Origin of the sequence: Nocardia coffeae (assembly GCF_019890715.1) — a bacterium.
Lineage (GTDB): Bacteria > Actinomycetota > Actinomycetes > Mycobacteriales > Mycobacteriaceae > Nocardia > Nocardia jiangxiensis.
This window is the reverse complement of record NZ_JAINZY010000018.1, coordinates 114701-130649: the sequence shown is the minus strand read 5'-3', so window position 1 is coordinate 130649 and position 15949 is coordinate 114701. Positions and strand designations below refer to the sequence as shown.

Annotated in this window: 10 protein-coding genes; 2 read left to right on the top strand and 8 right to left on the bottom strand. The window is 64.7% G+C overall.

Annotated features, from left to right (window positions below; translation table 11 throughout):
• Nucleotides 1–3: 3 nt before the first annotated feature.
• The gene (locus tag K7711_RS41285; protein WP_222977535.1) at nucleotides 4–1032 is read right to left on the bottom strand and encodes a TIGR03617 family F420-dependent LLM class oxidoreductase; all 1029 of its coding nucleotides are present in this window, start codon (nucleotides 1030–1032) and stop codon (nucleotides 4–6) included.
• 365 nt (nucleotides 1033–1397) lie between these two features.
• Between K7711_RS41285 and K7711_RS41280 the strand changes: the two genes are divergently transcribed.
• Nucleotides 1398–2903: a class I adenylate-forming enzyme family protein gene (locus tag K7711_RS41280; RefSeq protein WP_222977533.1), complete on the top strand. Its 1506-nt coding sequence runs from the start codon at nucleotides 1398–1400 to the stop codon at nucleotides 2901–2903.
• 556 nt (nucleotides 2904–3459) lie between these two features.
• Here the strand turns inward: K7711_RS41280 and K7711_RS41275 are convergent.
• Nucleotides 3460–4578 carry an NDMA-dependent alcohol dehydrogenase gene (locus tag K7711_RS41275; protein WP_222977531.1) on the bottom strand — a complete coding sequence of 373 codons (1119 nt, stop codon included), beginning with the start codon at nucleotides 4576–4578 and terminating at the stop codon, nucleotides 3460–3462.
• A gap of 690 nt (nucleotides 4579–5268) precedes the next feature.
• On the opposite strand from K7711_RS41275, the gene K7711_RS41270 reads away from it, so the two are divergent.
• A complete protein-coding gene (locus tag K7711_RS41270) occupies nucleotides 5269–6741 on the top strand; it encodes an aldehyde dehydrogenase family protein (RefSeq protein ID WP_222977523.1) in 1473 nt (490 codons plus the stop codon).
• 256 nt (nucleotides 6742–6997) lie between these two features.
• Here K7711_RS41270 and K7711_RS41265 read toward each other — a convergent pair whose 3' ends face one another.
• The 6 genes from K7711_RS41265 to K7711_RS41240 form a co-directional block, all read right to left on the bottom strand.
• On the bottom strand, nucleotides 6998–7669 hold the full coding sequence (locus K7711_RS41265) for a hypothetical protein (protein WP_222977522.1): 672 nt from the start codon (nucleotides 7667–7669) through the stop codon (nucleotides 6998–7000).
• Between the two features lie 131 nt (nucleotides 7670–7800).
• On the bottom strand, nucleotides 7801–8715 hold the full coding sequence (locus K7711_RS41260; RefSeq protein WP_222977521.1) for a TIGR03619 family F420-dependent LLM class oxidoreductase: 915 nt from the start codon (nucleotides 8713–8715) through the stop codon (nucleotides 7801–7803).
• A 177-nt stretch (nucleotides 8716–8892) separates the two neighbouring features.
• A complete protein-coding gene (locus tag K7711_RS41255; RefSeq protein ID WP_308015186.1) occupies nucleotides 8893–10629 on the bottom strand; it encodes an N-acyl-D-amino-acid deacylase family protein in 1737 nt (578 codons plus the stop codon).
• A gap of 148 nt (nucleotides 10630–10777) precedes the next feature.
• Complete coding sequence (locus tag K7711_RS41250) at nucleotides 10778–12088, bottom strand: amidohydrolase family protein (protein ID WP_222977519.1); 1311 nt, start codon at nucleotides 12086–12088, stop codon at nucleotides 10778–10780.
• A gap of 51 nt (nucleotides 12089–12139) precedes the next feature.
• Complete coding sequence (locus K7711_RS41245) at nucleotides 12140–13183, bottom strand: LLM class flavin-dependent oxidoreductase (protein ID WP_222977517.1); 1044 nt, start codon at nucleotides 13181–13183, stop codon at nucleotides 12140–12142.
• A 147-nt stretch (nucleotides 13184–13330) separates the two neighbouring features.
• Nucleotides 13331–15922, bottom strand: a complete 2592-nt coding sequence (locus K7711_RS41240; RefSeq protein WP_308015185.1) for a CaiB/BaiF CoA transferase family protein — start codon at nucleotides 15920–15922, stop codon at nucleotides 13331–13333.
• Between the last annotated feature and the right edge of the window lie 27 nt (nucleotides 15923–15949).

Here is a 15949-nt window from a genome sequence, read left to right as displayed (position 1 = left end):
GCCTCAACAATCGAGCGCACGTGCGATCTCGCCCCAACGGGCCATCGCAGTAGGGTCCATCGCTACCGAGTCTTCGGCGAGATAACTGACCAGGCGGGTTGCGATCCCTTCGTACCGGGCGGTCAACATGTCCGCGATCTCGTCCCAGCGACCCACTACGGCGAAATGATCCAGCACCTCGTCGGTGATGAGATCGCGCATGCCGTCGAAGTCGTTCGCTTTCAGCCTCTCGTTGAGCGCGGCCGAGAGTCCGGTGAACCCGAGATCGTCGAACTGGAAGGCATAGGCGCGGGTCGAGCCGTAGAAGGAGATCTGCTCCTGAGCGCGGCGGCGCAGCGGAGCACGCTCCTCGGCTGTGTCCCCGGCCACGATGAATACCGGCACTATCAGATCGACCTCGGCGGGGGATCGCCCCGCGCGGTGGCATCCTTCGCCGAGTGCCGGCAGTAGACGCTCGTGGAGGTAGTGCAGCGAATGCAGCGGGTGGACATGCACTCCGTCGGCGACCTCGCCGGCCATTCGGGACATCCACGGGCCGACTGCCGAGATGTCTATCTTGATGTCGCCGTGGTCATGCCTGGGGGGAGCCCATGCCTGCGGCAGCAAGCTCAACCGGTAGTACGGGCCCTCATGACTCAGGCTCTTTCCCCCATCGAAGCTTGCGAAGCAATTGCGCACGGCCAGCACATAGTCCTTGAGTCGAGGCCCGGGGTGGTCGAACTCGCTGGAGTAGCGGCGTTCCACGTGAGCCCGAACTTGGGTGCCGAGGCCGAGTCGGAAGCGGCCGCGAGTGTTGGCTGCGAGTTCCCACGAGGTGACTGCGGTGACCATCGGGCTCCGCGGGAAGGCAACGGCAACGCCGGTCGCGAACTCGAGTTCGGGAGCGGCGGTCGCGGCGGCTGCCACAGAGATCCATGGCGCCTGCGTGGTCTCGGTGAAGACCAGGCCCGATACGCCGGCGTCCGCAGCGGCACGGGCAAGCGCCGCGGTCTCTGCCCACGATCCGCCACCCCTGGCGATGTCGAATTTCACGGTCTGGTCCTGTCTGTCCGTCAGGCATTAGTGACGGCCTATTCAACTGAATAATATTGATATTAATGTCGGTTTGTTCACTTGACGAGAGGGTCTCATGTTCGGTCCGGGGACGATGCCGGGATGTCCGCGGCGGGCTTTCCACCTCCTGCCTCGAGCAAGACCAGACGGCCTGTTTCCGCTATCGCGGCCCTGTCTGCGGCAGCAGGCTACCGCCGCAACCGGCCCGAGTGTGTCGCGGTACACGCGAAGGTCCGAGCGTCGTCGCGAGCGGGACCGTCCGAGCTTTGCGCACCTATCATCAATAAGATATCTTATCTAACTATATTGATCGGAACTGTCCGATAGCGACGAGGGAGTTCAGCATGAATCTGGCCACAATCCTCGATATGGTCGGGGACGGCATGGCTGAGCGGGTTGTGATTGGCGACGCGCACAGCGGGCTGACCGGTGCTGACCTCAGAGACAGGGCGATCGCTGGGGCGCAGCTTCTGCGGCGGACGGGAAGCAAGCGGCTTGTGTATCTCGGCGGGAATGGTGAGGCGTTCCCGGTGGCGATGTTCGCCGCGACGCTCGCTGGCGTACCGTTCCTCCCGCTGAACTATCGCCTGTCGGCCGAGCAACTCAGCGATATCCTGGAGCGGCAAGAGGACCCGCTCGTTGTAACCGACGCTCCCGAGCGTGCCCAGCAGCACCGGACGGTCGGTATCTCTGAGTTTCTGCAGCAGCCACTCGCCGCCGGGGCCGAGGTTTTGGGGGCAGATGAGGTCGATCCCGATGCGGTGGCGGTGCTCCTGATGACCAGCGGCACGACAGCGGCGCCGAAGAGTGCTGTTCTCCGCCATCGTCACCTCGCCTCATACATTTTCGCGTCGGTGGAGTTCGCCGCCGCGGACGAGGATGCGGCGACTCTGGTCAGCGTGCCGCCCTACCACATCGCGGCGGTCGCCAACGCGTTGTCCAACCTCTTCGCCGGCCGCCGCCTCGTCTATCTGGACCAGTTCAAGCCCGGCACTTGGCTCGACCTCGTCGAGGCGCAGAAAATCAGCCATGCGATGGTCGTGCCGACCATGCTCGTTCGGATTGTCGCCGAGTTGAAGGCGCGCGGGCGTCAAGCGCCATCCAGTCTTCGCTCGGTCTCCTATGGCGGCGCGAAAATCGCGGCCGAGGTCATCGCCGAAGCCTTGCGTTTGTTCCCCAACACGGGGTTCGTCAACGCCTACGGTCTGACCGAAACAGCGTCGTCGATCGCGGTCCTGGGGCCCGAAGACCATCGTGAGGCCGCCGCCAGCAGTGATCCCGCGGTTCGGGCCAGGCTCGGTTCGGTCGGTCGAGCCTTGCCGTCGGTCGAAATCGAGGTGCACGACGACGAGGGACGGCCATGCCCTCCCGGAATCGTCGGCGACATAGTGGTACGAGGAGAACAGGTATCGGGTGAATACGCAGAGGCCGGCAGCGTCGTCCGAGCGGACGGCTGGTTTCCGACCCGCGACCGCGGCTACCTCGACGCGGCTGGTTTCCTGTTCGTACGGGGGCGAGCGGATGACACGATCATCCGTGGCGGGGAGAACATCGCCCCCGCCGAGATCGAGGAAGTTCTCGGACAGCACGACGCAGTGCTCGAATGCGCTGTCGCCGGAGTGCCGGATGTGGAATGGGGACAGCGGATCGCGGCATTCGTCGTACTGCGGAACGGCTTGACGGCCGACGAAAACGAGCTCCGTCAATGGACACGAGCCCGGCTGCGTGGCTCGAAGACGCCGGACGAGGTCGTGTTCGTCACGGAGCTTCCCACGACTGCCACCGGCAAGGTCGTGCGTCGAGATCTGGTCGACCTGGTCGTACGTGGGGAAGAGTCGGCACGTCTGTGACAGGCCCAGCAGGCCAACGCCGCCCAGGACTCGACTGTGTACTGAATCGCCCGGCTTCCTGCGGTTCGTGCTCACCGACAGGCACCTCTGCACGGACGGTCCGCGTAGTTGCGGTACGGCTCCAGCGTACGATCTGACCTTGCTTCTGTTGGCCGGCTCGCCAACCAACCCCCGATGACATTCCTTGTGTCGGCCCTCGCGGGATCGTCGGAACTCCGGTGTGGATCTTCCAGCGGTGCGGTGTGGGTGTCGTTCCTGAGTAGGTACTCGGATCGGTCGGTTGTTGCGCGCCGTTCGCTCGGGTGCCCAGCCTGACAACATGCATTTCCGGGCGATGCTTGACAGGGCTGCCGGTCCGGTCTTTGCGGTCGGCCCGATTGCGGTATCAGGCGTCGAACGTGGTTGGTTCTCGGGCGGGTGTGGCTACTGTCGCGGCCCGACACCGATCCGCATCGGTGTCGGGCCGCGAACGAGTCCGTGCCCGCGCAGCTCAATGACAACTCTTCATCGGCAGCAGGAATATGTCGGAAGCGTCGGCATCCCTCGAGCCGAGCTATCAGCGGAACCGGATGACTCCGCGGATGTTGCGCCCGTTGCGCATGTCGTCGTATGCGGCGTTGATCTGATCCAGGCTGTAGGTGCGGGTCACCAGCTCATCGAGCTTGAGTTTGCCGCTACGGTATTGGTTCAGCAACATCGGCATAGCCTCGTTCGGGGACTTCATGCCGTACAGCGCGCCCTGGATGCGCTTCTGGAGCATGGCCAGGTCGTAAGCATTGATGCCGTGCAGACCATCTTCTTGGTCTGGTCCGACACCGGTGACGACAAGAGTGCCTGCCTTGCGGATCGAGTGGTAGCCCTCTGTGATGAGATCATTGTGGACCGTCCCGGCTGTGAGGATGGTCACATCCGCGCCTTGGCCGTTGGTGAGGGCCTGGACGCGGGCGGCTGCGTCGCTCAGCGACGGGAACGATTCGGTTGCTCCGAACTCGAGTGCCCATTTCTGCTTATCGGCGACGGGGTCGACCGCGATGATGTGCGCGGCGCCGGACGCGACGGCGCCCTGTACCGCGTTCATGCCGATACCGCCGACCCCGGCGACGATGACCACGTCGCCGGGCTGCACATTGCCCGCCGTGGTTGCCGACCCGTAGCCGGTCTGGACGCCACATGCGACCAAGCACGCCACCTCGAGCGGAATGTCCTTATCGATTTTGATCAGCGACCGCTGCTCATACACCTGCCACTCGGAGAAAGTGCCGAGCAGGGCGACGGTGGCGACATCGAGGCCGTCGTCGGTATGCATGCGAAACGTGCCGTCCAGTTGGTGGCCGATCAAGGTCAGTGCGCCGACGTCGCAGAGGTTCTGCATTCCCATGGCACACCAGCGGCATCGACCGCAGGCTGGGACGAATGAGGTCAGGACGTGATCGCCGACCTCCAGCTCGTGGACCTCGGCGCCCACGGCCCGGACGATGCCGCTACCTTCGTGGCCCCCGACCAGGGGTAGATGGCTGACGTGAACGTCGCCGTGGGAGATGTGGTCGTCGGAGTGGCACAGGCCGGTGGCGACCATCTCTACGAGTACCTCGCCGCGGCGGGGTTCGTCGAGTTCGAGTTCCTCCACCTTCCACTCTGCGGGGGCGGAACGCAGAACGGCAGCATTGGTTTTCACGGGTGGTTCTCCTAGGTGTTCCGGAATTGCCTTCTTCGAGGATGGCCGTTCCCTCGTGGTGTGTGAGGCGGGCGTGGAGCCCTCGACCGCTGTGCCGTCTCGGCGGCAGGCATCGGAGTGATCGATCGTCCTGACCTCGGGTCCAGGCCGGCGTTCGGGTGGGTGCAGGACTGACCTTAACCGGCCAAGGCTCACAATGGGTAAAATTACTGAATTCATTTAGTAGAATGTGTGTGGGGCGTGGGTCTGGGCTGACGTCCGAGATTCACTGCCACGAACCCGCGCAAACCATGTAGCAAGACGTAGGAGTGGTATAGGTCACATTTCCTGGTGAATGATGCCGCGTGGGCGAGAGTGTGCTGGGTTGCGTGACACGAATGCTGATGTGGGAGCTTCGCATCGAAGGCGGGCGCAGTTGTACCGCCGTCTGTGGCCGAGGTCCTGCGACGGTGCGGTTTGTCGAACCCCGCCTTCGGGAGTTGAACCGTACCGCGGTTGGGCGGGATCAGTTGTCACGCCGCGACACCAGTGGCTGTGATAGCCCGCGAGTCTACGGGTGTCCGGCCGCTCCGAGCGGATCGTTGTTCCTGCTGATGCAGGCACCGATCGTGATAGCGACTCACCTTGCCTACCTGTATCGACCGCGTTTTCTTCGTATGAAACACCCGTATGACAACAGGAGTTGCTTGCATGACCATCATCGACCGCCACGCGGAACTCGCAGCCCGCGTGCTTCCGGAACCGGCGCTGTATATCGGCTCCGAGCGGATCACCCGTACGTCGCGTGGAACCATGGACCGAGTCGATCCGACTACCGGAGAAGTCTTGGGGAGTTTTCCGCTAGCGGGACCCGACGAGGTGGACCGTGCCGTGGCCGCGGGACGCCGCGCCTTTCCCTCGTGGAAGCGGCTGGGTGCGGACCAGCGTCGCCGCATTCTCTGGCGGATCGCAGAGCAATTGCGCGCTCATGCGGACGAGCTCACCCAGTTGGTCGCCCTCGAAACCGGCACTCCGGTTTTCCCGGGCTACTTCGAGCAGGCCATCGACCTGTTCGAGTACTACGCCGGCTGGTCCGATAAGTTCGAGGGCGAGTTGATCAGCGCCTACCCCGCGCAGGCTCTGGACTATGTCCGTTACGAGCCGTATGGGGTGGTAGGCGCGCTGATCACCTGGAACGGACCGATCATCAATGCGTCGATGAAACTCGCTCCGGCCCTGGCGGCGGGGAACTGTGTCGTTATGCGCTCGCCGGAGCTCGGGCCGTTCGGGGTGATGCGACTGGCCGAACTCTGTCTGGAAGCGGGCTTGCCTGAAGGCGTACTCAGCGTGCTGTCCGGTGATCGCCATACGTCTGAGGCCATCATCCGGCATCCAGACGTACGCAAAGTGTCGTTCACCGGTAGTCCACAGGTGGCGACGAGTGTGATGGCACTCTCCGCGGAGACCCAAACGCCTGTCACCCTGGAGCTCGGCGGCAAGTCGGCCAATATCGTTTTCGCGGATGCCGATCTGGACGCAGCTGCACAAATGGCCGCGTTCATGAGCACGATCGCCGGGGCGGGACAGGGCTGCTTCTTCCCCACCAGGCTGATGATCGAGTCCTCGGTGTACGACGAAGTGCTCGAACGCGTACAGGCGGTCGCTCAATCGGCGCGCATCGGAGACCCCCTGGATCCCGGGGTAACGATGGGCCCGGTCATCGACAATGCCGCCGCTGAGCGGATTCTGGCGGTGGTGAACCAGGCGAAGGGTGAGGCCAGGCTGGTAACAGGTGGCGACCGCCTCGATGGTGAGCTGGCCTCGGGGTCGTTCGTTCGTCCGACTGTGCTGGCCGACGTGGACAACGCCAGTTCGCTGGCGCAGAAAGAAGTCTTCGGCCCGGTTCTCGCGGCCACCCGGTTCGACTCCGCGGAGCAGGCCGTAGAAATGGCAAACGACACCAGTTACGGTCTTGCTGCCTACGTTCACACCACCGATCTGGTCCGGGCACACAGAATGGCCGACGAACTCGAGGTGGGTTGGGTCGCGGTCAATTCCTTCGCACCGATGACCGCGTCGGCGCCCTTCGGCGGTACCAAGTCGAGTGGCTTCGGCCGAGAGGGCGGCCGCGCCGCCATCGAGGACTACGTTCACCACAAGAATGTCTATATCCCGCTGTCCTAACCGCGTGTGAGCCGCCGCATCTGCCTCTCGTTGCTGGTGTGTGCAAGCGGTCCGGGTTGGTGTGCGCGTCGATGGATGATCGGGGGCATTCGGGTTTGTCTCCCGAATGCCCCCGATCGGCCCTGCAAGCCGCAAGAATCTGGGCCAGGGTGTGGTCCGGCCGTGCCGACCCCTTCGGGCACAAAGGCCCGAGTTCAGTCCCACGGTCAGGATCTCGCCAGCGACGGCTGCAGAACATCGGCCTTGCCGGCCCTGGTCAACCCTGGTAGGCGTGTGCCGGGCGAAGCGTGCGCGCGTAGCGGACGGGAGTCGTCACTGCGTGATTCAACAGTTCCGCGATCTCTGCGGGATCTTCGTCGAGCCAGGCGACGACGATGCCGGTTCCTGCGGGAGCGGCCGGGAAACCCGGTGGAAGCTCAGCATCGGACATGCTCTCGAACGACCAGCAGCCTGCGACTCCGGGTACTTGCGCGAGGGCGGACGCCATGGTCGCGGAGTGGTCCGAGTCGAGCACGACGATGTGTGCGCCTCGGTCAGGGCGGTATGGAAGGACGACGGGACGCACTGGAATGTCCGGGGATACCCACTTCCCGGTCACATGGAACGGAGCGTGGAGCAGTCCGCGGCGGGCATCGAACCAACGACCCGCTTCGGCCAGCCGGCTGGCCAGCATGGTCATCTCTTCGAGCGTGCGCCGGAAGGGATCTGCGAGTAAGTACATGTGGGCGTGATGTGTGGCGGTGAGGTCGTCGTCGCTGCCCGCAGCCTCGAGACCTCGGTCCGCTGTCCAACGCCGGGCGCCGACAACTCCTTCGATTCCGAACTGCTCGGGCATATGGTCGAGGGCGTGCCAACGATCGAACTCGACGTGATGGCCGTCGAATACCTGTGTGAACGAGAACCAGGCTGCGGTAGCTTCTCGGCTCATTGTGCCGCCGACCTGGAAATCGGATTCGTCGGTGACGACTCGCGGATCATCTGTCCTGCCTGCCTTGTTGGTTGGGTTGTTTCGGTCATCACCGCGGCGATCTGTGGCGGATCGCGACGGCCTTCGTCCGGCTACCGGAATTGAGGTATCACGTTTTCTGCGAACCACTCGAGCCTTCGCTGCAGATCGGAGGGCTTGTCCCAGGCGGAGGACATGCTGAGGTAGGTGAACCCCGCCTCCTGGTAACGCCCGACGAGGTCCACGATCTGGTCCCGCGAACCGGCCAGGCGTTCTGTTTTCGACTCCCCGACGTGCTCGGATGCCTTCTCCACCAGCCGGTCCGGCTCTCCGAAGGAGATGCCGAAGGCGAAGTCGAGTTCCTCCGCGTCGCGTCCCGCTGCGCGCACGGCATCCTTCGCCTCGGCGACCTGGCGCGCGAGTGTTGCCACATCGCCGGCCATCGGGGCCCACCCACTGCCGAACTCCACGAGCCGGCGCATCGGCCGCCGGCCGCTCCCGGCGATCCAGAGCGGCACGTGCGGGCGCTGCACGCATTTCGGCTCGAACGTGACGGGCTCGAACCGTACGTGCTTGCCCGCGAAGGTTGGCTCCTCCTGCGTCCAGAGCGTGATCATCGCCCGGCAATACTCGTCGGTGATATCCCCTCGGTCGGCGAAGGAGACATGGAGCGCGTCGAACTCGGCCTCCAGCCAACCGGCCCCCACGACCATCGTGAACCGCCCGTTGCTCACCTGATCGAGCGTGGACGCCAGCTTCGCCTGATGGACAGCCCCCCGGTAAGGCACCACTGTGGCATAGAAAACCAGCCGGATACGCTCGGTCAGTGCGGCGAGATGTGCTGCGAGAACGTAGATCTCGGGGCGAGACTTACCTGATGTGACTGCTTCTGAAGCCCTGGGTGGGGCGATGTGATCGGAGAAGGCCACTCCGTCGAAGCCGACCTCCTCCGCGGTTCGCACGACCGGGCCGATCGACCGGAGGTCCGGCCAACGTTCCCACGGAAAGAGCTGCATCCCGAACTTCATTCGATCTCCGATCGTCGGCGCCGCCGGACGTCGTCGCCGAGACGAGCCGGGAGCGGTAGTGATTTATTCAGCTGTATCGGCTCGGCACCGCGGAAGCGGCGCATCGTCTTTCGTGGCTGCCTGACATATCGAGCCGGCTCAGCAAGGGACAGCCACTTCGGACGAGCAAGCCCTCGGCTACGGCGCCGCACTCGATCGCCGGGCTCCGCGGACCAGGCGCCCGGGAAGCGCACCAGTCGCTTCGCCATCGAGGTAGGTCACTACGCCCGACACCACTGTTGCGTTATAGCCGTCGGCTCGCTGCTGGAGTCGGCGCCCGCCAGCCGGCAGGTCGTAGGAGGGCTGTGGGGCGTGCAGGTGGAGCCGATCCAGGTCGATCACGTTCAGATCCGCCTTGGCGCCATGACGAATTACTCCCCGGTCGCCCAGGTCGACTGCCGCCGCCGGCTCGGTGGTCAACATCCTGATTGCTTGGGGTAGCTCGATTCGGCGATCGGCGGGCGCGTCGCGCACCCAGTGCGTGAGGAAGTACGTGGGGTATGCCGCATCGCAGATCGTCGAGTAATGCGCCCCTCCGTCGCCGAGGGCCAGGACGGTCAGTTCGTGTGGGATCATCTTGCGTCCGGCGCTCTCGAACCGGTCACCTTCCCGATTGCCCATCGGCCGGTAGAGAATTTCCTGTCCGTCGCGTTCGAGTAGCGCCTCGTAGATGAGCTCGAGCGGGTCGCGGCCCTCGCGCCGGGCCTTCGCTGAGATGCTGTCGTCAGCGGATGGATGGTAGTTGGGCGGATTGCCCAGAACGTAGAGCGACTCGTGATCCGAGACCACGAATTCGAAGAAGGGGTTCGGGTCCTCGGGGCGCTCGGCCATCAGGCGGCGGCGCAACTCGGGATCGCGCATCGCTCGTACCTTGTCGGGCAGTGGCAAGTCGCGCAACGGCCGGAAGCTCGGATGCAGCGCGAACGGGTGAAGTGACAGCTCGAGGCCGAGCAACGCGCCCACCGGCCGTGCCAGGACTTGACCCCGGATGGAGTATCCGTCGTCCCGAGCGGTCTCGAGGCCCCGCAGCATGTCCCTCCAGCTTCCGGGAAACTGTGGCCCCTGTAGGAGAGTGAACGACACGGGGCGACCCGAACGTTCCGCGATCCGGCGCAACAGTGCCAACTGCGTAGTCGGGTCGAGTTCGTTGTTCGGCACCAACTGGAACACGCCGGTCCCGGCGTCGCGCAGACCGTCGGCCAATGCCAGTATTTCGGTTTCCTCGGTGGGTACCGACGGCGCGAGTTCGCCGCTCTTGAAACGGTGAGCCATCGTGCGTGACGTCGACACCCCGACCGCGCCCGCTCGGACCGCTTCGGCGGTGAGGCGCCGCATCTCGTTTAGGTCGGCGTCGGTGGGTGGTTCGAGGTCCGCGCCGCGCCGACCCATCACGTACACGCGCAGCGGAGAATGGGGAACCTGCGCGGCGAAGTCGATGTCGGTGTGGCGGCGGTCCAGTGCATCGAGGTAGTCCGGAAAAGTTTCCCAGTTCCACGGCACTCCGGTGGTCATGACGACATCGGGGATGTCCTCGACGCCTTCCATGAGTCTGACAAGTAGCTCGCGCTGCTCCGCACGAGCGGGTGCGAAACCGACTCCGCAGTTACCCATCACCACCGTCGTGACGCCATGCCCGGATGAGGGCCCGAGCGTCTGCTCCCAGGTGACCTGACCGTCGTAATGGGTGTGGACGTCGACGAAGCCGGGCGTAACAAGGCGATCATGGGCGTCGATCTCCTCGGTACCGCGCCCGCTGACTTTCCCCACCGCGACGATGCGCCCGTTGGCGACGGCCACATCCGCCACCGTAGGATCCGCTCCGGTCCCGTCCAGGACTGTTCCGCCGCGGATGACGAGATCGAATACCTCTCTCACTTTTCCTCCAGTGGGCGATGCCGTGCACGGGGGTGCATCCTGCGAGCGCGATAGGCCGGGCCGCGCATAACCTCGTAGTGACGACGGCGCCCACCCTCGCCCCGGAGAATGGGAGCCGTCGTCGGTCATGCGTTCCCGGGCGTGGTGCTCAGGCCGGGGCGAACTGCGAACCGGGGATCGACTCGATGCTCAGTGGCGGTGTCACTGTCTCCGAGGGAAACTTCGGGCGGTCGACCAGCGGCTCGTTGATCTGAGTGACCGTAGGGCCGACCTTGTTGGCGACCGATTGCAGGAGGTCGAGATCGAAGTTGTAAACCTCCGCCGCCGTACCGGCAAGCATGCGCCGGACTTCGCTTTCCGGCACACCCGCGAACGCCGCCCGCATGGCCTCCAGACTGTAGGGATACGTGCCCTCGAGGTGTGGCAGGTCCGAGCCCCACATAATCTTGTCGACGCCGATCTGGTCGCGCATGGCGCATTCCGGACCGGTGAGGAACGTCGCACCGAGGTAGCAATTCGAGGCGAAATACTCGCTCGGCTTCTTGGTCATGCCCTCGGCAGCAGCGCCGACGAAGTGATGGACGATGCTCCCGGTGACGTGTGAGGCCTCATACAGGGCGTCCAGTTCGGCCAGGTACGAGGGTGCCCATCCGGCTCCGTCCTCCGTGGTCACGTATTTGAGGTTGGGATACCGCTCGAAGACTCCGTTGAAAATCATGTGTGCCAGTCCGCGCTTGGCGAAGAAGGGCGCCTCGATCAAGCCGATGGCCGGCGCCGCGACGCCGTACTCTGGCGTGGGGGAGTGTCCGGGCACGTTTGCGTGGCGGTGCACGGGGATGTCGTACTCCGCGCAGAGTTCCCAGATTCGGTTGTAGCGCGGGAGATACAGCGGAACCAGGTGGTCGGGGGAGTCGCCTGGCAGAATGATGCCACCGGTCAACCCCGACTCCTTGATCCAGTGCAACTCCTCGGCGGTGTCGTCGACATCGTTGAGGAACACCTGGGCGACCCCTGCACGGCGGCCGGGGAGCTGTCCGCAGAAGTCGACCAGCCAGCGGTTGTGCGCCTTGAGTCCGGCCCAGCGCCGTTCGTAGTCCTCGCGCGTCTTGGGAGCGGCAGCGGTCAGGATCCCGCTGGGAAAGAACGGCGGAGCGGTGTTGGGGAAGATCACCTCGCCGACAATGCCTTCGGCTTCGAGCACCTCGTTGCGTGCGCTGCTGTCCCAGCTGAACGTGGAGTCCGCACCGCCGGAAGCGACACCGAACTTGCGGTCACTGTCTTCGACCTCGAGCCAGGGGTCATTGAAGGCCTTGGCCCACTCGTCGAACTCGGCATGCCACTTCGACTCGAGATAGGGCTTGTAGTGCTGGATGTCAGCGCCGGCGTGACCGTCGGCGGAAATAACGACGTAGCGGTCCTGCGCCTGGTTGACCAACGTTGCCTCCTCAGAAGATCCCATATAGGGATATTATTTAGTTAATTTTACCACTAAAGCCCTGTGGTGACGAGGTCATGCCTGCTCGACGTCCAGCGGGCGGATGCGGCCGAACGGCTTGGGTTGGTCGAGGTTCAGATGCGGCAGGACCTGGGACTTCAGCACGTTCAGGCATTCCCAGCTGAACTCGGGATCCACGCCGCCCAGCAATGGCTTGATCGTGAGCGGTATGTCGTCGTCCAGCCCGCGGGCCAGTGCGATGCACTCCGCGGGGGTGAGTACGGCGTACTGACCACCGTCGCGGATGGCCTCCCAATCGGTCAGTGCACCGCCCTCACCGTAAGAATTCTGTGCCGGGCTGTCGGCTGTCCATCGTCGGTGAATGTTGATCTCTCCGAGCGCGGCCGGACCGACATGCTGCCATGCCCGGTCCGGATCTTCGCTGACGAAGACGAACCGAGGTCGCCCTCCCCGATGGACCGGACCGGGCTCATACCCGAGTCGAGCACATTCCGCGCGGTAGATCTCGATGATCGACGGATCGCTGACCGCGGGGAAGAACCCGTCGGCCAAGCGGGCCGCGCGCCTGGCCGAGGCAGCCACAGAGCCGCCGACGAGTACGGAGGGACGCGGCTTCTGTGCCGGCCGGGGGGTGACTTGGTAGGTTGTGCCGTCTCGCGTCACCTTGCCGGTCTCCATGGCCTCGAGAAGCAGCGGGAGCTTCTCCTCGAGCAGTCGTGCGCGGTCCTTGATGGTGAGCCCGAACAATTCGAATTCGGAACGCACATAGCCCACCCCTGCGACGAGATCAAGCCGCCCGCCGCTCACGAGGTCGGCGACAGCGGCGTCCTCGGCGACGCGCACGGGATCGTGCAGAGGCAGTAGAAGGGCCGAGACCAGAATGCGGCAGCGCTTGGTCACGGCCCCGATCGCCGCCGCGAGGGCCAGGGGCGAAGGGCAGTTCTGGTCGGCGGATCCGTGATGCTCGGACAGCATGATCGACGTCGCACCGGCATCATCGAGCCAGGTGGCTTGCTCGAGCGCCAGCGGGTACAGCTCGGGTGCCGGAATGCCGGAGTCGGGCGCGCGGAGGTCGAAATGGACTCGCAAATGGGTCACGGAAGCTCCTGATCTGAAGAAACGGATGGCATGTGGCTGATGGCAGCTCGTCTGCCGATCGGCTGGTCACAGGCACGGGCTGTGCGAACGGATGTGGCTCGCCGGGTGGGCGGCTCGTCGATCGAATCGATCGAAGCGTTGTTGCGCTCAGGCCGGGCTCGCTGTGTTACCGCGGTGGAGTGATCGCACGGACCCGCGGGCTTCAGCGGCGACGATCTGTTCGGGTGTGTAGCCGGCCCACGTCATGATCTGCTCGGTGTGCTCGCCCAGTTCGGCCGCGATGCGGTGTGGCGGGAATGTGGTGTCGGAAACGCGGAACAGAATGCCGATCTCCCGCACCTTCCCGTCGGAATGCTCAGTGACGGCTGCTCGTCGTGAGGCGAGATTGTCGGGATCGGTGAGAAATACTCGGTTGTTGTACGGGGCCGGCTCGGCCGCGGGTACGCTCGCCGCGCCGAGCCTGTCCAGCGCTTCCGCGGTGGTCCACCCGTGGATCACCGTGCCGAGTAGGTCGCCGAGTTCGTAATCGTTCTCCGCGCGCCCCGCGATGGTGCCGAATCGCTGGTCACCCAGGATCTCGACGCCGGTCGCGGCACTGAGTGCGGAGAGTTCGTCATCGGTGTTCGCCGCAACGACCACCCAACCATCCGATGTCTCGTAGAGGCGGTCTGTTGGCGACACGCCCAGCTGCAGGGGGTCGAGGCGGTTCGCGCCGAGGACCTCGCGATCGGTGGTGCGCCGCGCGATGTGCAACATGTGTCCGAGTGCGGCGCTCACCTGCGGCGTCTCGACCAACTGGCCCTCGCCGGTACGTTGCCGGTGCAACAGTGCCATCAGGATTCCGATGGCGCCCAGTAGGCCGGCTCCAGGGTCCTCGTTGCCGATCGGAGGAAGGGGATCGTTGAATTGCCCAGCAACTTCGAAGGTCATTCCCGCATAACCCGACAGCAGAGGAGCGAAGCTCTGTCGAAGGCGGTCAGGCCCGCCGGCACCCCAGCCAGGCCCGTGCTGATAGACCGTATCGGGCTTGATCACCCTTACCTGTTCAACGCCGACACCGAGACGTTCCGCAGCTCCTGGGCGCATGTTGTGTTGGATCACATCAGCCCATTCGATCAGAGCTCGGCGGAGCGGTGCCAGGTCCGGATCCTTGAGATCTGCCGAGATGACGCGCTTGCCGGCCTGACATGCGCGGTACACCTGACGTAGGCCGCGCAACGAGTCGCCCTGCACGGTCTCCAGCTTGACGACGTCGGCGCCGAGGTCGGCGAGGACCCGCGAAGACCAGGGGCCCGCATAATAGGCCCCCACATCGAGGACCTTGACACCGTCGAGTAGCGGAACCGCGGCGTCGACGGGGCTACTCGAGGGCACGATTGGTGCTGTGGCTACCTCGCCGAGGACTTCTGCGGTCTGCGCGCCGGGCAGGGGCGCAGGACCCCGAACTTCGCCCGGTGTGCGATCGAGTCGGATCATCACGCCGACCTGCTCGACTTCACCCAGGACTGGATCGTCGACCGTGGTCACGGTGCCGTTGTAGCGAACCTGCTCAGTGTCGAACGCCTCGCCCGGCCGGAGGTGCTCGACCGCGCAGACATCGGCATCGCGCAGGATCCGCGCCCACTCGTCGCGCGGCTTGGAGGCGAGGATGTCGAAGAGCTCGGTCGACATGATCTTCTGTTCCTCGTCGGTCAGCGGTATGCCCATGTCACGACCGTTCGGGTCGATCCCGACTCTGCCGTCCAGACCGAAGACCTTCATCGCGCGTCCCCACGCGCCGATGGCGCCTGTGTGTACGCCCAGGTATTCGCCGTCTTGGCAGCGGAAGGTCCGTACGATGAGTCGGTTGAAGCCGCGTTTGGACATGGGGGTGGCTTCGTCGCCGTCCACCTCGCCCCACGTCATCATCAGGTAGGCGAGCGCCCCGTCGTAGAGCGAGGTGTCGACGTAACGACCGGCGCCGTCGATGTGCCGGCGGTAAAGGGCGGCAAGGATCGCGAGGTCGGCGAGGTAGCCGGCGCCCTGACTCGCGAAGTTCTGCGCCTCGTAGATCGGGCCGTCACGGTGGCCATCCTGCTCACCCATCGTGCCGACGATCGCATGCACGATGGAGTCGTAGGCGGCGACGTCATGGTGCTTGCCGGTCTGCCCGAATGCGGTGATGGCGGCGTACACCAGGTGAGGCACGGCGGCATGCACAGCCTCATATCCGAGGCCATAGGATTCGGGGATACCGGGGGCCCAGCTGTGGACGAATACGTCCGCCGAGCCGAGGAGCCGAAGCAGCTCCTCACGGCCGGAGTCGGTCTGCGGGTCGAGTTCAACGCTGCGCGTGCCGCGGTGCAGCGCCGCGTACGGTACGGCGAACAGTTCGCGATACCGGTCCCCGCCGGGCGCTTCGACACGGATGACGTCGGCGCCGTGGTCGGCGAGGATGCCGGTGGCGTACGCGCCGGCGAGCCCCTCGGAACAGTCCACCACGCGCAGCCAGCTCAGTGCACCCGGCATCGTTGTTCTCCTCTCCTGTGGTTCGCGACCACAGACTTGAACGGATCGGCGCTTCGCTGGGGTCGGGTCCCGCAAGAGCCTGCCGAGATGTCGCGACCGAGACGTCGCGACTCGAAGGGCGGCCCCGAACGTCGGGCCACGGACCGCGCGCGGCGCTAAGATATTCAGCGCATACAGTATAACAAGTAAGACAATAGCCGCGATGGAGGCGTTCTGGCGATCCCTTGACACATGTTTGGGTAAGATTTAGGTTATTTA

Coding starts and splice junctions, on each gene's coding strand:
- K7711_RS41280 (WP_222977533.1), top strand. CDS start 1,398: ATGAATCTGGCCACAATCCTCGATATGGTCGGGGACGGCATGGCTGAG.
- K7711_RS41270 (WP_222977523.1), top strand. CDS start 5,269: ATGACCATCATCGACCGCCACGCGGAACTCGCAGCCCGCGTGCTTCCG.
- K7711_RS41265 (WP_222977522.1), bottom strand. CDS start 7,669: ATGAGCCGAGAAGCTACCGCAGCCTGGTTCTCGTTCACACAGGTATTC.
- K7711_RS41260 (WP_222977521.1), bottom strand. CDS start 8,715: ATGAAGTTCGGGATGCAGCTCTTTCCGTGGGAACGTTGGCCGGACCTC.
- K7711_RS41250 (WP_222977519.1), bottom strand. CDS start 12,088: ATGGGATCTTCTGAGGAGGCAACGTTGGTCAACCAGGCGCAGGACCGC.